The organism is bacterium, from assembly GCA_019912885.1.
Classification (GTDB): Bacteria; Lernaellota; Lernaellaia; order JACKCT01; family JACKCT01; genus JAIOHV01.
This window is the reverse complement of sequence record JAIOHV010000173.1, coordinates 1-19,701: the sequence shown is the minus strand read 5'-3', so window position 1 is coordinate 19,701 and position 19,701 is coordinate 1. Positions and strand designations below refer to the sequence as shown.

General features: G+C 65.4%; 14 protein-coding genes. 1 reads left to right on the top strand and 13 read right to left on the bottom strand.

Going from position 1 to position 19,701, the window contains the following annotated elements:
* Together ppdK and K8I61_15235 are read right to left on the bottom strand one after the other, a co-directional pair.
* Entirely contained in the window at positions 1-2,904 is a 2,904-nt protein-coding gene (ppdK, locus tag K8I61_15240; GenBank protein ID MBZ0273392.1) for a pyruvate, phosphate dikinase, read from the bottom strand.
* 136 nt (positions 2,905-3,040) lie between these two features.
* A complete protein-coding gene (locus K8I61_15235; protein ID MBZ0273391.1) occupies positions 3,041-5,326 on the bottom strand; it encodes an alkaline phosphatase family protein in 2,286 nt (761 codons plus the stop codon).
* A 123-nt stretch (positions 5,327-5,449) separates the two neighbouring features.
* On the opposite strand from K8I61_15235, the gene K8I61_15230 reads away from it, so the two are divergent.
* The gene (locus K8I61_15230; protein MBZ0273390.1) at positions 5,450-5,803 is read left to right on the top strand and encodes a hypothetical protein; all 354 of its coding nucleotides are present in this window, start codon (positions 5,450-5,452) and stop codon (positions 5,801-5,803) included.
* On the opposite strand, the gene K8I61_15225 is transcribed toward K8I61_15230, so the two are convergent.
* The 11 genes from K8I61_15225 to K8I61_15175 all read right to left on the bottom strand — a co-directional run.
* Positions 5,731-6,870 carry a glycosyltransferase family 4 protein gene (locus K8I61_15225; protein ID MBZ0273389.1) on the bottom strand — a complete coding sequence of 380 codons (1,140 nt, stop codon included), beginning with the start codon at positions 6,868-6,870 and terminating at the stop codon, positions 5,731-5,733. The genes K8I61_15230 and K8I61_15225 overlap by 73 nt on opposite strands.
* Positions 6,867-8,390, bottom strand: a complete 1,524-nt coding sequence (locus K8I61_15220) for an O-antigen ligase family protein (GenBank protein ID MBZ0273388.1) — start codon at positions 8,388-8,390, stop codon at positions 6,867-6,869. The genes K8I61_15225 and K8I61_15220 overlap by 4 nt, the downstream gene beginning before the upstream one ends.
* Positions 8,387-9,157, bottom strand: a complete 771-nt coding sequence (locus K8I61_15215) for a class I SAM-dependent methyltransferase (GenBank protein ID MBZ0273387.1) — start codon at positions 9,155-9,157, stop codon at positions 8,387-8,389. Before K8I61_15215 ends, K8I61_15220 begins: the two co-directional genes overlap by 4 nt.
* A complete protein-coding gene (locus K8I61_15210) occupies positions 9,154-10,224 on the bottom strand; it encodes a class I SAM-dependent methyltransferase (GenBank protein MBZ0273386.1) in 1,071 nt (356 codons plus the stop codon). The genes K8I61_15215 and K8I61_15210 overlap by 4 nt, the downstream gene beginning before the upstream one ends.
* Positions 10,221-11,492 carry a lipopolysaccharide biosynthesis protein gene (locus K8I61_15205; protein MBZ0273385.1) on the bottom strand — a complete coding sequence of 424 codons (1,272 nt, stop codon included), beginning with the start codon at positions 11,490-11,492 and terminating at the stop codon, positions 10,221-10,223. The genes K8I61_15210 and K8I61_15205 overlap by 4 nt, the downstream gene beginning before the upstream one ends.
* Entirely contained in the window at positions 11,489-12,577 is a 1,089-nt protein-coding gene (locus K8I61_15200) for a glycosyltransferase family 4 protein (protein ID MBZ0273384.1), read from the bottom strand. The genes K8I61_15205 and K8I61_15200 overlap by 4 nt, the downstream gene beginning before the upstream one ends.
* On the bottom strand, positions 12,574-14,844 hold the full coding sequence (locus tag K8I61_15195) for a glycosyltransferase family 4 protein (protein MBZ0273383.1): 2,271 nt from the start codon (positions 14,842-14,844) through the stop codon (positions 12,574-12,576). Before K8I61_15195 ends, K8I61_15200 begins: the two co-directional genes overlap by 4 nt.
* The gene (locus K8I61_15190; protein MBZ0273382.1) at positions 14,841-16,205 is read right to left on the bottom strand and encodes a glycosyltransferase family 4 protein; all 1,365 of its coding nucleotides are present in this window, start codon (positions 16,203-16,205) and stop codon (positions 14,841-14,843) included. The genes K8I61_15195 and K8I61_15190 overlap by 4 nt, the downstream gene beginning before the upstream one ends.
* Positions 16,205-17,926 carry a methyltransferase domain-containing protein gene (locus K8I61_15185; GenBank protein MBZ0273381.1) on the bottom strand — a complete coding sequence of 574 codons (1,722 nt, stop codon included), beginning with the start codon at positions 17,924-17,926 and terminating at the stop codon, positions 16,205-16,207. Before K8I61_15185 ends, K8I61_15190 begins: the two co-directional genes overlap by 1 nt.
* Positions 17,889-19,295, bottom strand: a complete 1,407-nt coding sequence (locus K8I61_15180; GenBank protein MBZ0273380.1) for a hypothetical protein — start codon at positions 19,293-19,295, stop codon at positions 17,889-17,891. The genes K8I61_15185 and K8I61_15180 overlap by 38 nt, the downstream gene beginning before the upstream one ends.
* A 3-nt stretch (positions 19,296-19,298) precedes the next feature.
* On the bottom strand, positions 19,299-19,701 hold a 403-nt coding region (locus K8I61_15175), incomplete at its 5' end, for an O-antigen ligase family protein (GenBank protein ID MBZ0273379.1).

Below are 19,701 nucleotides of genomic sequence, written 5' to 3'. Positions count from 1 at the left end.
TCAGCGCTTGCGCGCGGCGGCCGACCGGCCTTTCGCGCGTTTGGATTGCCCGCTCTTCGCGGCCGACGCCGTTGTCCGATTGGCCGTCACGCGCGCATCGGTCTTTTTGGCGACCTTTGCTTTTTTCGCCCGGGCCGGCGGGCTCGCGAGTTCACCAACTTTCGCCGTCGAATCCGCCGCTTTTTCCTCCTCGATCGCGGCCTGCGCCGCCGCCAGTCGGGCGATCGGAATGCGCGGCGGCGAGCAGGAGACGTAGTCCATCTTCGCATCGTGGCAGAAGTGGACGCTTGCCGGATCGCCGCCGTGTTCGCCGCAGATGCCGACGTGCAACTTCGGATTGGACGCGCGCCCGCGTTCGATGCCAAGACGCACGAGTTCGCCCACGCCATCGACGTCGAGCGACACGAACGGATCCTCGGGCAGGATGCCGCTATCGACGTAATTGGGGAGGAAACGTCCCGCGTCGTCGCGCGAGAGGCCAAACGCGGTCTGCGTCAGATCGTTCGTGCCGAAGCTGAAGAAGTCCGCGAACTCCGCGATTCGGTGCGCCGTTACGGCCGCGCGCGGCAGCTCGATCATGGTGCCGATCGGGAAACGCCCCCTCGCTTTGCGCCGTTTGAGGACATGTTTGATTTCCTCCTCGATGCGCCCGCGAAGGAATTGCAATTCCTTGAAATGCCCGACAAGCGGAATCATGATTTCCGGCCGGCACTCGATACCGTATCGGCTCTTCACGTCGATCGCCGCCTCGACGATCGCGCGCGCCTGCATCAGATAAATCTCCGGATAGACGACGCCAAGCCGGCAGCCGCGGTGACCGAGCATCGGATTGAACTCGTGCAGCGACTCGACCTTGGCGCGCAGTTCCTGGGCCGGGCGCTTCAGCTTCCTCGCCAGATCCGCGATGTCCTTTTCGCCATGCGGCAGGAACTCGTGCAGCGGCGGATCGAGAAGGCGGATCGTCACCGGGCGCCGGCCCATCGCGCGCAAGATGCCGATGAAGTCGCGCCGCTGATACGGCAGCAGCTTGTCGAGCGCGTGTTTTCGGCCGTCCGCGTCGTTCGCGAGGATCATCTCGCGCACGGCGTCGATGCGATCGCCGCCGAAAAACATGTGCTCCGTGCGGCAAAGGCCGATGCCCTGCGCGCCGTAGACCACCGCCTCCTCCGACTGGTCGGGCTGATCCGCGTTCGCGCGAACGCGAAGGCGGCGGAATTTGTCCGACCAGCTCATGAGCCGGCTGTACGCCAGAAACGTCGTCGATTTCTTCGCGCGTTCCGCTTCCTTCCCCTTGCCGAACAAGGCCTGCTCGACCTCCGAGCGCATCACGTCGATCGCGCCTTCGTAGACGTCTCCCGAAAATCCGTCGAGGCTGATGAAATCGCCTTCGGCGACGCGATGGCTGTTCGAACGCAACTCGCGCGCGACGTACGAAACATCCAGATCGGCGCAACCCGACACGCACACCTTTCCCATCTGCCGTGCGACGAGCGCCGCATGCGAGGTCTGCCCGCCGCGCGCGGTCAGGATGCCCGCGGCGACTTCCATGCCGCGAATGTCCTCCGGACTCGTCTCCAGCCGGACGAGAATCACCTTCTCCCCGCGCCGATGCGCCGCAACGGCGTCTTCCGCGTGAAACACGACGCGCCCGCTGGCCGCGCCGGGCCCCGCGGCCAACCCCTTGGCGATATGCCGGCCCGCCTTTTTCGCCGCGGCAAGCGAGTCCGGCCGGAACACGGGACGCAGCAACTGCTCGAGCGCGCCCGCGTCGGGGATTAACCGAGTCAGGGCCTCTCGCGGCGACGCCATCTTTTCCTTCACCAGATCGACGGCGATCCGGCAGTGCGCGAATCCCGTCCGCTTGCCGTTACGCGTCTGCAGCATCCACAGTTTGCCGCGTTCGATCGTGAACTCGATGTCCTGCATATCGCGATAATGTGCTTCGAGCCGACGCACGATGGCGTCCAGCTCGCGATACGCGTCGGGCAACTCCGTCTTCAACGCGACGATCGGCTGCGGCGTCCGAATTCCCGCGACGACATCCTCGCCCTGTGCGTTGCGCAGATATTCGCCGTACAACGCCTTTTCGCCCGTCGCCGGACTGCGAGAAAAGCCGACGCCCGTCGCGCAGTCGTCCCCCAGATTCCCGAACACCATCGCTTGCACGTTGACCGCGGTGCCCCACCAGTCGGGTATGCGATTGAGGCGCCGGTAAACGTTGGCGCGCTCGTTGTTCCACGATCCGAAAACCGCGCCGATCGCGCCCCAGAGCTGGTCCCATGGCTTATCAGGAAAGCGCCGGCCCGTGCGCTTTTTGATCGCAGTCTTGAACTCGTCCACCAACCGCTGCAGGTCGCGCACATCGAGCTCGAGATCGAGCTTGATCCGCCGATCGCGCTTCACGCGTTCGATGATCGCCTCGAATGGATCGGCCTCGTCCTTATTTTCCGGCCGCAGGCCAAGGACGACGTCTCCATACATCTGCACGAACCGGCGATAGCAATCCCACGCCGCGCGTTCGCTCTCCCGGGCGAATCCCTCGACGATCGTGTCGTTGATGCCGAGGTTCAGCACCGTGTCCATCATCCCCGGCATCGACGCGCGCGCGCCCGAGCGCACCGACACGAGAAGCGGGCGTTCCGGCGATCCGAATTTCCGCCCCATGATCTTCTCGACGCTCGCCAACGCTTTCTCGACCTGCGACGCCAACTCCTTCGGATGGCTTCGTTTGTGCTCGTAATAATAGGTGCACACGTCGGTGCTGATGGTGAAGCCGGCGGGAACGGGGATGCCCAGGTTCGACATCTCCGCGAGGTTCGCCCCCTTGCCGCCGAGCAGCTCTTTCATCTTCGCGGAGCCGTCGGCGCCCCCCGAATCGAATCGAAATACATATTTCTTCGGCACGTCTTTCCTCGCGCGGGTCAAGCGGTTTGCGGGATCGGATGAACGGTTCGGAAGCGCTCCGAATGATTCGGATTCGGCGGGGTTTTGTCAATGTCACCGGGGGGCCAAACCGGCGCGGACGCACGCGTATTCGCCGTTATTTCGGGTCGAATTCCGGGTGTTTGCCGCGAAAAGCCTCCGCGGCCTTCGGCGATTTCGTGTTCAGCCGCGCGTAGAGCTCATGCGCCCGGTCCGCGTGGCCGACCGCGTAATGAAGTTCCGTAAGCTGCAACAAAACGCGCGGGTCGTCCGGCGAAAGCACCGCGAGTTTTTCAAAGATCTCGAGCGCTTCGTCGTTGCGTTCGCGCCGGATCAGAGCCACCCCAAGACGCGCCAGCGCCGGCACGAAATCCGGATTGCGTTCGAGCGACGCCCGAAAGCTCGCTTCCGCCTCTTCCACGCGGCCGAGCTTCTCCAGCGCCACGCCCCGGTTGTGATGGCATTCGTGATGTTTGGGATCCGCCTTTGCCGTGCGTTCGTAGTACTCAATCGCCTTTTCGGTTTCGCCGCGCTTGAAGTGCATGTTGCCGAGATTGTTCAGCGTGTACGCGTGATCAGGAAATCGTTTGGCACTTTCGTGATAGAACTCGAACGCCTTGTCGATCTTTCCCATCCTGTCGTAAGCGAGCGCCATGTTGTACCAGGCCATGACGTTGTCGTCGTCAAGCTCGCGCGAGCGCGTCAGCTCCGCGAGCGCGGCGTCATATTGTTTCTCGTTCAGATGCAGCACCCCGCGCGTGCTGGCGAGGACACTTTTCAGATGATCGTCGGCCACCGGGTACTTCGGCCGGCCGTGCGCGTCGACCGGCGGATCTTTCATGTACTTCTCCACGAGCGTTTCCGCCGTCGAGATCGACTCGAGCGCCTTTTTTGTGTCGCCCCCGGTCGCGTACGCGTCGCCGAGCGCGGCGTGCGCGCGGGGATCGCCCGGATCCATGCCGACCATCGCGCGCGCCTCGCGCATCATGCCGTCGCGGTCGCCCTTCTTGCGGAACATGTCCAGGCGGTTCATGTGCGTCTCGATGGAATCGAATTCCGTCGCGCGTTCCGCCGCGGTTTCCTCGCCGCCGATGTAGCCGAGGCTCTTGAGCTTTTCCTCCATCTCGCGGGATAGCTCCGGAGCGATCGCCGGAGCATCCGCGCGGATCTCGCCGGTGTCGTACGTCGGAAGTTTTGTGACGGGGCGTTTGGCGACGAATTTCTCCTCGAACGCCGCGAGAATCGGTTTGCCGTCGAAATCCTCGGCGACCGGAAGATCGAGCGCGTAAAGAACGGTCGGCGTGATATCCAGAATCGACGGCGTCTCCGATAAACGCACGCCCTGCCTGACCCCCGGCCCACTCATGAGAACGACACCCTCGATTTCGTGCCACTTGTGCGCGGTCGATACCTTCGTGTTTTCGGCCTCGGCCAGGCGGTCCTCGCGGCTCTTGAATCCGTGGTCCGAACAGACGATGACGATCGTGTTCGGATCGAGCTTGTCGAGAAGGCGCGCGAGCGCCTTGTCGTTGCGCTCGTAAACCGCGTTCAGCGTGTCGTTGTATTTATCGAACAGCTCGCCGGAAATGCCCTCCATTCGCGGGGCGCGGTACTTCATGTACAGATGCCCGGTGGTGTCGATCGATTCGAAATAGATGCCGAAAAGATCCGGCTGGTATTTCTCGTACAATTTTTCGCCGATCGCCTCATACGAACGCAGCGTCGCCAGCATGTGCATGAAGTGATGCAGCGGATTCTGAAAATCGAAGGCGCGGTTCGCGCTCGCCGCGTATTCCAGATCCGAAATCTTCATGAACGGATCAAGCATCGACTTCGGCTGAAGCAGCGGATTGACGATGTCGCTTTCGATCTCGAAGGCGATGGACTCCGGGTAGGTGCGCGAGGTGGACGCGGCGTCCTTGTTCAACCCGAGGCCGAATCCGTGCCACGCGACCTGATCGGTTACGACAAAGCCGTTCACCGTCTCCGCGGGCCAACTCGCCCACCAGCCCACGAAGCCGACGCTCCGTCCCAGGCGCGAGGCGATATTCCACAGCGCGGGCACGTCGCGCTTGGCGCTCGTGATCGGCATCGGGTTACCCGTCTTCGGATCGCGCACCATGAACCACGTGATGCCGTGACGCTCGGGCGTCACACCCGTGACGATCGACGTCCAGACGATCGGCGAAAGGATCGGCTCGATCGTCTCCAGATTCGCCCGTACGCCGCCGTCCATGAGGCGCTTGATGGTCGGAAGGCGGCCCGCCGCGATAAGCTCGTCGATGACGTCCCAATCCGCGCCGTCGAGTCCGATCAGCGCGACCTTGGGCCGCGCGTCGGTTTCGAATTTCGAGCATCCGCCCGCGAGAATCGAAACGGCAATGACGACGGCAAGAACGGGCAAACGGATGGATCGTGGGCGTTGCGTCTTCATGGCTTCCGAGCGCGGCATCCTAACAGATGCGCGCATTGCGCCAAGTCCCCCGGCATGCTTCCGGCATCGCGCGGCGCCGCCTATGATGGGCGCATGACGCTCGCATCCCGATTGGTTATTGCGCTTGTTTGCCTCGCGGCGCTGGGCGCGCTCGCCCCGACTTATACCTGCGGTGACGACGACGCCTTCGACGGCGAAACGGACGACGGCGCGACACCCGAGATACGCTGCAAAAACGCGTGCGACGCGCTGTCCGCGTGCGGTCTGGCGGTCCCGGATGATGTAACCGGCGTGCCGCTGTCCACGGCGCAATGCAAGGCCGGATGCGACGACGAGCCCGGTAATGTCGCCTGCGTCGGAGATTGCGTCGACGACTACGAGCTTTCCGGCGATTGCGGCGGCCTCGAGGCGTGTGTCACCGATGCCTGTGGTATTCCCGTCGGCTGACCGCCGGACGCGGGCACGGCGCCCATTAACTCATCAATCATCACTTCCCACGCCCGCCCCATCGCTCGATCGTTGAAACGCGTATCGATGCGTCGCCGCGCCTCCACCCCGAAACGCGACGCCTCGTCCGGATCGTCGAGCAGCCGCCGCATCGCGCGCGCAAGCGCGGCGTCGTCCCCGGGCGGCACGAGAAGGCCGCTTACGCCGTCTTCGATATAATCCTCCACGCCCATGACGCGCGTGGCGATCACGGCCCGCCCCATCGACATGCAAAAGAGCGCCGAGAGCTGCCCGAGCGACTGCCGGCGCTCCGGAAGCGGCAACACGACAAACGGCGCGTCCTCGACCAGGCGCCCGAGATCGTCCGCCGGGACGAAAGGGCGAAACTCGACGTTTTCCGGAATGGGTACGCCGTCGCGATCGATTTCCCGCAGACGTTCCCGGCCGACGATGAGCAATCGCGCGCGGCCGGAAATCGGTGCGAACGCGCGCAACAGCATCGCCCAGTCGCGAAACGCCCGCCCGTGGTGCCCCGGCGCGAGAATCGGCCCGCTCGCGGGCGCGCCCGCCGGCCGTGTTGTCCGATACGGTCCGATACCGATCGGAATGAATCGCAAGCGTTCCCCGATCTCCGGAAACACGCGTTCGTAATATTCGCGCTGCCGCGCGCTCGCGTGCACGATACGGTCGATGCGCGCCGCCGCGTATCGGACCAAACGAAGCCGCGAGCCGCCCTCGACGCGGCCAAACGACTCGACATCGAAAACAACAAGCTTCGTGCGACGGCGAAAAAGGTGAAACAACAGCGAAAGCGGCAGGCCGACTTGCGACGAATACGCGACGACAAGGTCGTGCCGAAACGATCGAATAAAAGCGACAAGGGGCGCGACCAGATAAAAACGAAGCCACGTCTTTTCAAGCCGCGTGATGGGACCAAGCCGGTAGGTGCCCATCAACGTGACGCGCGGCGGCCTTTGAAAATGCGCGAAGAACGCGAAACCCGAATCGTCGCCCGCCGACGCAAGCGGCCAGTTGCCGAGAAACAGAACCCGCAACGAGGGCGTCATGTCGTGTCAGCCGCCGCCATGTCTTGTTCCGTCAGGCGCTTGAGCACGATGGAGAACGCAAACGGCAAGACCGAAACAAACGGCTCCTCCATGATGTATTCGTGAAAAAACCAGTACGCGCACATGGCCGCCAGAAAGAGAGTCAGACCGACCGCGATCGCGGCGTCGAATTCGTTGCGCGTATGGCGGATGACGAATCGGTAGTTGCGAAATGTGATGACGTAAACGGCGATGAAAGCCGCCAGCGACAAAATGCCCGTCTCCGCGAGCATGCGGCCGTAATCGTTGTGCACCGGCACGTTGTCGGGCATCGCAAGCGACGCGGCGTCCCACGAATATTCGCGCCACGGCACCGGGAATCGCTGCATGAAATCCCACGAGTGCAGCGTGTAGGTCTTGATGCCCCAGCCGAGAATCGGCTTTTCCAGAAAAGCCATCAGCGCGTTGTACAGAAAGTAGAAACGGTCGAGATAAACCTGATCGCCCTCCTGCGTGAAGCGCGCTCCCATCGCTTCCGATATGGTCTCCGGAAGGATGAACTGAAGAATGATGCCGATGATCGCCGCGACGAGGCCGACGGTCAGCGCCATTCGCCACACGAGCGCCTTGTTGCGTTCGAAGAAGTAATAAAGCCCGATGTAGCCCACGCCAAGCACGACGGCGATGCGCGTGAAGCTGACGAAAAGCCCAAGGGCGACGGCGATGAGCACGAGCGCCCATAACGCGCGTCGTCCAAGCGTATCGCGAAAAAAGAACGTGATCGAAAATGCGAGCGGCAACAGGAGAAACATCGCAAGGCGCGGCCCCGATTCGAAGGTGCCCGAAGCGCGCCGGATGCCGGCGACGGCGTACGATGTCACAATGTCCATGCCGAACACGTCGAAGTGGTAAGCGGGGAAAAAGGCCGGCGAAATCACCGACTGCGCCACGGCCAGGAGCGACTGCACGACGCCCCACCCGATCAGAATCGCGACGCACATCGCCAGTTGCCGCCGGTCGCGAACGGCGATGATGAGCGTCAATCCGAAAACGAGCGAAATGATGTAGTACTTCATTCCCGTCAGCGAAAAGCGAACGTCGACGGAATTGACGAGCGAAAGCAGGCAAATCGCGACGTACGCCGCGATCGCGACGTACAGCGGCTCCACGCGCGCCGGCTTGCGCCGGATGATTTCGCGCGACATGAAGAACGCGAATCCGATCGCCGTCATGAATGTGATAACGCGAAGGCGCCGACCCAACAGGTTGACCCACGAAATCGGGATGATCGCGATAAGCACATAGACGAGCAGCGTCGGCCGGCGGACCAGGATCAGCGCCGCCAGCATCGCGACGATGAGCGCGAAAGCCAGGATGAAGCTCTTGAGCGCGAGCGCCGCAAGGACGATCGCGAAAATGAACATCGTCGCGAGTTCCCAGTAACGCCGCGGAATCGACGCGGCGGCTTCTTCGACATCGCGCGCCGCGCGCCGGACAAGCCGCTCGAATCTCGTCAGGCGCAGGCGACTCTCCTCGATCATCGCCCGCCCGCCTTTTTGCAAACGATGGTGAAACTCGTCAGCGCCCACAACGCCCGGACGCGGTTGCGATAAACATCGTACATAGGCGCCGGGAAAAGCCGCCGCTTCCACGAGCGCGGTCCCGTCTCGCGCGAGCGCTCGTATTCGCAGGACACGATATCAAGGCCGGCCTCGCGAAACGCGCGGCGATATTCCGACATCGTCACCGGCTCCTCGATGTAGCCGAGATCGCGCGCCCACCGGCTTTCGTCGTACGCGCGCCGCCGCCCGATCACCGGAAGCGCCGGTTCGAGCAACACCATCAGGCTGCCGGCGTCCATCACCTGCGTAAGCGTCCTGAGCAGCAGCGATTTGCGCAACGAATGGTGCAGCGTTTCGATGAGCAGAACGAAGTCGTAACGCCGGCGCAGCGCGCCCTCCTGCGCGAGTCGCGCGATGTCGTAAAAATCCGCGGTCACAAAGCGAAAGCATGCCGGGTCGCCGCCAAGCGCGCGGATGGCGCCGGGTGCGTGCGCCTCAAAATCGGGCGACACGTCCACCGCGTCCACGCGCAGCGTCGGCTCGATCGACGTCAGAAGAGCCGGCACGACGGGATGCCCCGCGCCGACGTCGAGAACCGTCTTGTTCGCAAGATCGAAACGCGACCAGTAACGAAGTGTTTCCTCGCGCCGGCTCGCCGCCGAGCGCGCGTCAAACGCCTTGCCGAATTCCTTTTTGACTTCGCGCTCGATGCGCGCAAGCCCGGATTCCTCACGCGGGTCGATCATGGGGCTCGCTCCGCGTTTCGCGTCGCCAACACGCTGACGACATCGCCTTGCCCGGTCCGATCGGCGAAAAACACGATCGCGTTCGCAAGACGCAAGACCGCGCCGCTCGACTCCAGATACGCCGCGCGGTCCTCACGCCCCTCGTGGCGCGCGGCCGCCGCGAGCGTTCGCAATACGGCGCGCGCGCTTGTCGCCGGTGCGTGGGCGATCGGCGAAAATCCCGCCTGGCGCAAGAGTGCATCGAGATTCTTCCGCGAAAACAGATGCAGATGACGCGGCGCGTCCAGGTTGTACCAGTGCTCGGTCAATAGGCGCTGAACGATTCCGTCGGTCACCGGCGTCGTGACAAGTAGCAAGCCGCCAGGCTCCATCAGGTTTCGCGCCGCGCCCAGCGCCGCGAGCGGATCGGGAAGATGCTCGATGACGTTCGACATCACCACCGCGGAAAACGGCGCAAAACGCGCGAGCGCCGCCGAAGACTCCGGGAACGTGCCGTTGACGATTGGGTATCCGCGCGCGATGGCGCGATGGGCCGCCGCGGCCGACGGCTCCACGCCGATCACCGCCCATCCGCGCGCGGCGTACTGCGCAAGCAGGTCGCCCGCGCCGCAACCGACATCGAGCAAGCGCCGGCCCGCGCCGTTGAACGCGAGCATGTTGAATCGCCCGCGCCCGGTAAGATGAAACAGGCGCGCCGCCGCCAGACGCCCGATGGCGCCAAGGGGAGAAAGCCAGATGCTCCGCCGGCCGCTCGCCGCCCATTCGGCGAACTCGCGGCGCAGGCGATCGCCCGTGCTCGGCACCGCGGTCGCCGGCAGATCGGGCCCGCTCGCGTGATGCGCGCGGTATTCGTCGGGGTAAAGCCGCGCAATGTCATCGCCGGCGGGCGCGGGATCGACGCGCCACGATCCGCACGAAATGCACGACACGACGTTTGCCTCGCCCGGGAACAAGCCCAGCGGATCGCGCGCGCGCACGACGAGGCGAGAGCGCGGATCGCCGCATAGCGCACATCGCGTCGGGACGAGCGCGAATGCACGCGGCATTTCGCGAGCCGCGGCGCTCACGGCGCCGGCTCCGTTGCGATCGGCACGCGATGGCGCTCGGGCAACATGCGCGCCGTCAGGACAACGCACGCGCCAAACCGCACGACAAGCCGGGCTATGACGGCGCCGTAAATGCCCCAGATCGCCAGAAACGGAACGATGAGCGCGATCGTCAACGTCGGGCGAATCGTCGAGGCCAGGTAATACGTTCGCTGCAAATGGTCCTGCGAGATGTAGTAGGTTTCCAGATACGTGACGACCACCGATAATAAGGCCGACGCGATCATCAGCAAAACAAGCGGCCACGAATTCGCGTACGCCGGAAAGAACAAGCGCAGCACAAAGGGAAACGCCGCGGCCGTCACGAGCGCAAGCGCGGTAAGCACGGCGACCAGCACGGCGAGCTTCGACAGGAATTTGCGCGCCGCGTCGCGCGCCTCGAGCGTCACCGCCTTGGGCCAGGCGAGGCGGTTGATTACCGTGCCGATGACGCGAAACGGCTCGGAAAGCCGCGTCGCGAGGCCATAAACCGCCATGACTGGAAGATCGTAGAACGTCCCGACGAGAACCTGGTCGATCGTGAACGACACGTTGTTGAGCGCGGCGATCCACGACAGATTCCGCCCGAACGCGTCAAATCCTTCCTCAACGTTGTCGTTCGCGCGCCGCCGCCAGACGGCGAGCGTCGCGATCGAATTCGCCGCGCCGCGCGTACCGATATTCGCCGCGAGGATCCACGCCGGGCCGCCGCCTGCGAGCGCCGCGCCCATCGTCGCCGAGGCGACGGCGATGTTGATCGCGCCGTTCACAAACGCGTAGGAACGAAATTCGCGCCGCGCGTGATACCACGTTTTGTAGTCGTCCGCGCCGAACGCCAGCGCGAATCCGATCCCCGCGGCGATGGCCGGCGCGACAAGGTCTTCGCGCCCCGTCAGCGCGAAGACGGGCCCGAGCAACACCAGGATTCCGCCGCCCGCGAGCGACCATGCCAGGCGGCGGCGCACGCCCCGCGCGAACACGCCGTCGAATCCGCGCGCGAGCGAGCGGATCATCGCATTCGACACGCCGGTCAACGTCAACGGAAGCAGGAACATCGCGATGGCGAGGATATAGAGGTAGGCGCCGTACGATTCCGGCTCGATGGCATTCGCGAGCACGTAGGTCGTCACGAAACTCGTGGCGACATTGACGGCGTGATCGGCCGTCAGCCAGGAGCCGCCGTGCGCGACGTAGTCGAAATCCATGCGCAGAAGCCGGCCGACGCGCCGCGTCCAGGGAGCGTGCGTCATGAAAGCGCCCCGCGAAAAATGGACGCGAATCGATCCGCCATCCTCTCGATATCCAGATGCTCGCGCACATGCGCCCGCGCGCGTTCGCCAAGCCGCGCGCGCAGCGCCGCGTCCTCGTTCAACTCTTCGATCGCCCGGCGCATCGCCCGCGCGTCGTCCGGCGGCACGAGAAGCACATTCTCGCGATTGACGAGCCCGTAACCCTCGCGGATCGCCGCCGTTTGCGTGACGAGGACGGCCTTGCCCGCGGCCATCGCGGAAAGCAGGGCGATGGTGGCGCCGGTGTACGGATTTTCTTCCACGGGCAATACGACAAATCGCGCCCGCGCGACGCGCCGTTTCATTTCCGGTACGGGAATCGGCGCAAGTACGCGAGCCTCGGCGGGCCACGACGTGCGCTGGGCGACGTCCGTGTAGGCGTGTACGTCCAGCTTTACGCCTGAACCCTCGATCGCGCACGCAAGCAGTTTCCAATCGCGGCGCGTGTCGAATCCGAACGACAACGGTCGGTCTTCCTCGGAGGGATCGTCCACGAAAAATCCCGCATCGACGCAAAACGGCACGAAATGCCGGCGCGCGGGCTCGACTTCGAAGATCCGCGCAAGCTCCTCGCCCTCCGCGTGACCGAAGTGAACGATCGCCGCGGCTTCGCGCAGCAGCCGCCGATACCAGCGCCAGAGAGCGCCGCGCCGCTCGGGAAAGCCGTGCGTCAGGCCGATCGTCGCGTACACGACCGGCGCGCGAACGCGTCCGCGCGCCTTGCGCGCCAGGATCGGCAGCGCGGAGCTGTCCGCGGTCGCGAAGATAAGATCCGCGCGCGCCATGTCGCCGCGCAGACATCGCTCCTGCCACGCGTGAAAACCGACGCGACGCCCGCCGTCGGAAAGCACATGCGCGGCACGCACCCATAAATGAGCGATGCCCCGGATCCGCTGCCCGGCGTCCGAAAACCACGGCTCGAATCCGCGTCGCCGCATGGCGTTAATGGCGTAAAGCGCGTGATCGGGCGCTTCGCCGCGCTCGTACGCCGCCTGCAACTCGCCTCGCGCGCGGTTGAAGACGAACAAGACCTTGGGAGCGCTCATGAGACGCCCATCGCCACCGCGTTCAGCAGCGCGATCTCCCGCTCGATGTTCGCGCGCAGATCGTAGCGCGTCTCGACGTCCTTTCGCGCCGCCGCGCCAAGCGTTCGCGCGAGTTCTTTGTCATCGAGCACGCGCTCAATCGCATCGCAAAGCGCCGCCGCGTCGTCCGGCGGCACGAGAAGTCCCGTTTCGCCGTCGCGCAACACGTCCTCGATTCCGGCCACGCGCGTCCCGACGCACGGCAAGCCCGCCGCCATCGCCTCGAGCAACGATTTCGGGTGACCTTCGATGCGGCTTGGAAGCACGAAAACATCGGCCGACGCCAACAACGCCGGCAGTTCCGTATGCGGAACCGTTCCGCGCAGGTCCGCTTCGATACCCGCACCGGCGCACGCATCGGCCAGGCGCGAACGCAACGCTCCGTCCCCCGCCACGACGAGACGCACCCGCTCGCGCATCGGCGCAAGCGCCGCCGCGAGCAGCAACGGATTCTTTTGCGGCTCGAGCCGACCGACAAAAACCACCGTCGCCTTGCCGTCGCGCCTGATGGCGCCGTTTGGCGCGAACGCTTCCGTATCCACCCCGTTGGGAATCAGATGCACGCGTTCGGGCCCGATCAACGCGCGCACGTGCGCTTCGAGGGAAGCGTTCGTAACGATAACCGCGTGCGCGCGTTTGATCGCGCGCCTCGCCACGAAGGCCGCGTAGCGCGCATAGAGCGGACGCCTTTTTTCGCGCATGAAGGCGTCGTATCGATATCCGTACGTCACCACGAGCGGGCGACGCCAGAGCATTTGCGCGATCACGGCCGGAAGCGCCGCCCCGGCATGCATCGCGCGGACGAGCGATGCACGGCGAATCCGCCGCCGATGCAAAAAGGGCAGCGCAAGGCCGTACGCCACGCCGCGCCAACGCGGCCGGCCCGCAACGAAATGCGCGTTCGGAAACGGCGTTTCGCCGCTTGCGCCGTATTCGTACACGTCCACGCGATCGAACGCGCGCGACCACGCGGCGACGTAGTTATCGTTGAAACGCGCGAGCTGTCCTTCGCGGCGCATCGTCTCCGCTCCGTCGCCCGCGTTGAGAACGACGGCGAGAATCCGCCGCCGCCGCTTGCGTGTGAGGCGATCGTGAATCGCGTCCGTTTCCTCGGCGCAACGTTCCCACGTGAAACGTTCACGCACCGCGCGCCGCGCATTGTCGCCATAGCGCGCAAGGCGCGCGTCGTCCGCAAGCAGCGACGCCAATTCGGCGCCGAAACGATCCCGATCCTCGAGTGGCAGCACGAGCCCCGTCACGTCGTGCTTGACGACCTCCGGCAGCGATCCGCGATTTGATACGACCGCGGGAACGCCCAGCGCCATCAGTTCCACGACGGCAAGGCCGAATCCTTCCAGCAGGCTCGGAAAGACGAACAGATCCATCGCGCGTGCGTAGAGCGCCTTGCGATCGTTGGCGATTCGCCCGGTGAACGTCACGCGCGATTCGACGCCAAGTGTCGTCGCGCGGCGCATCAAGCGTTCGCGGCAACCCTCTTCCCCCGGCGCGTCGTCGCCGACGATCACGAGATGCAGATCCGCATTCGTCCGCGCGAGCGGCGCGAACACCTCAAGGAGATATCCGGGATTTTTTCGCTCGGAGAGGGCGCCGACAAATCCGAAAACGCGTTTGCCGGAAAGTCCGACGGCCCGCCGGGCGTCCTCCGGCGTGCGCGGCGCGGCGTGAAGCTCCGTCGTGCCGCCGTACGTCACATAGATCTTTTCCGGGTCGAGCCCCAGGCGGGACGAAGCCTGCGCCTTTGAAAACTCGCTCGTCACAATGACGCCGTTGCAGCGGCGGCATACATGACGCACCACGAAATTCCGGATGTGCTCGTTGTCCTCGAGATGGAAAACATTGGCGGCCAAGGGCACGCCGGTCAGGGCGCGGAACGCGAGCGCCGCGGGGCCGACGTAATACGGATCCGTCACGCGCACGATGTCGAAGCGGCGCCGCGCGCCGAACCACAACCATGTGAGCGCAAGAAAAAAAACGGCGTTGCTGATGATCGGCCCGAGCTTGTAGGTGCGTTCGACGGGAATGACCAGAACGTCCCAGTTCGGGCGCGGCTCGTACTGTGACCGGAATGCGAGTGGAATGACGCACGGCGTCCCTCGCTCGGCGAGCGCCTCGAGAAGCTTCAGATGGAATATACCCCCGCCGTAGGTGTTCTCCGGCGAGAGTGACATCTGCGGCGAACAGACGCGAATCGGGCGCGGATCGGTCATCCGTGGTCCTCGCGAGCGCCCGCCCGCACGTCGCGATAAAACGCCTCCATGGCCGGCACGACCGCCGCCTCGCCGAAGTGCGCGGCGGTATGGTCTCGTGCGCGCTCGCCCATCGCGCGCCTCGCGTCTTCCGGGAGTTCAAGCATGGCGAGAATCGCGTCGGCCAGCGCGGGCGCATCATTTCGCGGCACGAGACGCCCCGTGACGCCGTCGATCACCGCTTCGGCGTTTCCGCCCGCGTCGGCCGCGACGATCGGTCGCGCGGCCGCCGCGGCTTCGAGCAGCACGCGCGAAAAGGGCTCCTGCCAGCGCGACGGCAAAACGACAAACTCCGCCGTCGCGTACAAGGCGCGCATATCCTTTTGCGGAAGCCGCCCGGCAAACAACATCGACGGCGCCGCGCGCGTCTCCTCGCGATTTCCCGCGACGACGCACACCACATCGTCGCGGCCGGCCGCGACGATCTCCATCGCGCTTGTCAGCACGCGCGCGCCCTTGCCGATCGAATAGCGGCCGACAAACGCGATCACCCGTTTGCCCGCAAGGCCAAGACGCGCGCGAAAGGCCGCAGCATCCGGCGAGGCCGGTTCGCGCGCCGCGCCGTCGCGCTCCGGCGGCAGGGTCGATTCGCTCATTGGGACGAGATTGGGTATCACACGGCTGAACGGCGGCGTCAGACGCGAAGCGCCGTAGATGTCGAAAACGCGCCGGGAGACGAAGATCGCGCCGTCCATGTTCATGATTGCCCGGACGGCGCGTTGGCGGTTCGCCCACTCCAGGCGGCGGCGAACGTCGTGGCGCGCGCGGCTCATGCCCGAAACCTCAACGCCGTAAATTTCGTTGTAGGCGCGCAGGCATCCGCGGAAATCGCCGGCTCCGCATCCCACGGGGGCCCGATCCTGATCGTGCAGGCAGATCGAAATCGGGCACAAGGCCCGGTAATCGCGCACCGTCGCGACGCACGGCAGGCCCAACGAACGCGCCGCCCGGTGCGTGGCGGCGAAACTGTCGTACCCCTGGGCGTGCAGGATCTCTGACTTGTGCTCGATCGCGGCCGATCGCGCCGCCCGCGCGAAACGCGCCTGAAAAAACGGATTGCCGAATACGTACGATGCGAACGCGCGCGGCGGATCCCCCATCGTGACGCGGACGGGAAAACGAATCACATACGCATCTCCGGAGGCCGCGAGGCGCTTGTCGATATCTCCCGCGCGCGATTGCTCGACCCGCCCGAGGTCGGGCGTGACGACGCGGACGGAGTGACCGGCCCGTGCGAGCGCGCCGGCCAGATGGAAGACGCTCCACTCCGCGCCACCCGGCGAGTGCGGCAGAAAATATTCGCTGAGCATCAAGATGCGCATCAGGTCCGGGCACGCGCCTCGCCGCGTTTCGGGCGTTTGCGGCTCGTCCTGTTTCCCGGCGCCTTTTCGACGGGGCGCGGGCGAAGAACGACGCGATATCCGGTCGTGTCGCCCGGGCGGTATTCCATCGCGTCGCGCTTGTATTGATCGAAACGCTCATAAAGCGGCAGCGAGAATCCGCCCAGAAAATCGAAGACGCCGTACCAGGGTGTATCGAGCACGACGGGCCGGCGCGCCTCGCAGGCGAAGCCACCCTCCTCGCACTCGCGCTCGAGCTCGCCGTCGCCGTATTCGATGACGTGCGTCGGGTCGCAGTAAAAACGCAGCCCCGCTTCCTTCTTCCAGCGCTTGTATTGCGTATCGGCGTTCGGCGCCGACAGCAGCAACGTGCCGCCCGGCTTCAACAAGCGACGGATCTCGCCAAGGAACGCCCGGCGATTTTCGAGGTGCTCGATCACATCGAACGCGAGCACGACATCGAAGCTCGCGTCGGCAAACGGAAGCGATTTCTCGGCGGAAAGACGCAGCAGCGTGACGTTGCGCAGCCCCTCCCACCTCGAGTTGAACGCCGCGACTTCCAATACGCGCCGGTCCTGATCGAACGCGACGACCTCGTCCATCCGCTTGGCGGCCCAGATCGCGTGCATCCCCTGATTGCAGCCGATATCCAGAAGCCGCCCGCCGGTCAGATAATCGCCGTACCAGTAATGCGCCTGGCTGTCGCGCAGCAGGTGCTTGGGATGGATCGCGCTGACGTGCTTGCGCGTCGCGCGGACGACATAAGGAGCCAGGCGTTGCAGCGTCGCGTTGAGCTTGTCCCACGCGATCAGCCCCACGCGCGAAAGCGCCTGGCTTGTCGGTCGGCGGCCCGGAACGCGCGGAATGCCTCGCGATCCGCAATAGCGGCCGATGTTGATCGCATGGCGCCGCGCGAAAGCGTGCGGGATATAGCGCCAGTCGGCCGGGCGAGCGAGCGCCGTGATCGCGTCGTAGGCGGCGCCCGCGACGAGATCGTACGCAAGGCGCGGCAAGCGGTAGCGCGAACCGGCCTGTCCGATCGCGACGCGCGCCGCGGACTCCGCGTGGAAGCGGCGGAAAAGCTCGGCGGGCGTCTCATTGTGGCTGTGGTACGCGGCGGCGGTCGGCTCGTAAACGATGCGCCGGCCGTTGGCCATCATGCAAAGCGACCAGGCGAGATCCTCTGAATACGGAAGCGTTTCGTCGAACCGTTCGCGTTCCCAGTCGGCGCGCCGGATCGCGGCGTTCGCGTTCGAATGCGTGATCGCGGAGCCCGCGTGGAGATAACGGCGCGAAAGGCCGTAGCGCCGGCGCAGACCGCGCCGGTCGAACGGATTGCAATCCGGGCGCGGAAGCTGCTTGCCGGTCACCGCCGCGACGGCCGGATCGTCTAATGGCGCAAGGATGTTCGCGAGCCAGTCGCGATCGAGCGGACGTGCGTGCGCCGAAAGCAGCGCGACGATAGGCGCGTCCGTCGCCGCGATGCCGCGATTGAGCGCGCGCCCGTAAGTGAACTCTTCCGCCGGCATCGTCTCGACGCGCACACCGCGTTTTTGCGCGAGCGCGACGGTCTCGTCCGTGCTTCCGGAATCGAGCACGAGCACGTCGAATTCGACTCCGCGCTGCCCAAGGACGGCGTCGAGCGTCGCCCCGATTTGGCGCGCTTCATTTTTGGCCCGTATCAGAACCGTGACTTTCGGCATCCGTCGCCCATTCCGTTTCGTTGTTTTCCGGGACGCGCTCCACGGCGACGCGCCGCCACGCGATGTTCAACTCGTCGGCCCGCCGGCGCTCGCCACGCACCGCGCGCAGGCGGATACGCATGGCGCTCATGTCGACGGGAACCTCAAATTCCGTTTCGATCGAAAACGCCCCGCCGCGCTCGCCGGGTTCGTAGCTTTTCGTTGCCGCCGCGGCGAACAGTTCCGCGTCGAGCGGATGCACGGCCTCCACGCCGAGCGCGTCACCCGCTCCGGCGCCGCTTGCCGTGCCTTCCACAGTCAGACGATAGCGCCCCCCGGGGTTTAGCGGAATATCCTGCCAGGCGTGAAACCAGTGCGCGACATCGGAGCCAAGGCGAACGTGCAGCGCCGGGCCGCCGCCATCGCGGGCTCGCGCGACGCGCGCCCCCTCGGCCGGAACGATGCGCCAGCGCGGAAATGTCTCGTCCAACTCCCTGTCAAAAGTGCCGTTTTGCACGAGATCGTCGTCGCGCGCGAATGGCGCGCCGGCCAATTCGCGATAGCGTCCGTACGCTCGCTCGGCCTCGTCGAATCGCCATCGATCCGCGAGGTACTCGGCGAGGCGATGCTGCGCGCGCGCCCTGTCGGGCACAACCGCCACGGCCGCCTCGATCCCGCCCGCGGAATGCAGTAGCGATTCGACGATCCGCTCCAGGTCGTCGAGGCCAAGCGCGAGCGCGGCTCGATACCAGCGGCCCGCGCGATCGTCGCGGCCAAGCGAAAGCGCAAGATCGCCCGCCGCGCGCAAGCGATCGGGGCGTACCGGGTCAAGCGCAAGGGCCTCTTCCATCGTCTCGAATTGGGCGTCGATCGCGGTTTCGTCGGCTTTCGAAAATGATTGGAGGCGAGCGCGCGCGATCGATCCCCAAAAGCGCGGTCCGGCCGCCAGGGCGTTCGCGCTCGCCGCGCGCTCGTAGCAGACCAAAGCGGCGCAAAGCAGGCGCGCCCGGCGATCGCGATCATGCCCGCCCAAGCCGCCTGACGGTTCGCAGGCGGCGACATCGCCGGCCTCCGGCGCCGAAAAACGGGAGCCCGCCTCAACGACGCTTTTCTCGATCGCGTCCGCCACCGGGGCGTTCGCGCTTTCGGCGGCGCGGTGGAGATATCGCCCTGCCGTTTCCCACGCATCCGGATCGCCCGGAATGAGGCGAATCGCACTCGACAGCCGGCGCCAGCGCTTGCGGGCATCTTCGGGGCCGACGGGATCGACGCTGTGGCGCGCGCGCGCGCGCACCGATTCCAGGGCCGACGCGCCGGCAAGCGTCGCCGCGCCCTTGACGCAAACGAGAACGGCGGCGGCAAGGCCGATGACGGCGAAAACGCGGCGCACGGGTCAGTTCTTCAGCACGCGCGTCGCCGTGACGTAAGCCAGGGCGAGGAGCGCGAAAAATGTGACGAGGTTCGCCGGGATCGCGAAGTTGAAATCGACGAGCCCGTGCGCGCCGACGGCCACCACGCCGACCAGCGCGCCCAAGGCGATCGACCGCGCGAACCGGCTGGTGCGCCGCGCGCGAGCCCGCAGCGACGCAACGACGGTCCACAGGATCATCGCCGCGATCGCGGCAAGGCCAAGGGGGCCGGTCTCGCACAGGATTTCGAGGTAGTCGCTGTGGGCGTGTTCGTAACGCGCGAGGATCGACGGCGCGCGGACAACGGCAAACGCATCGCCGAACATCCCCGCGCCCACGCCGAGAACCGGCGCCGCGGCCACGAGGCGCAGCGACGAAAGGTAGACA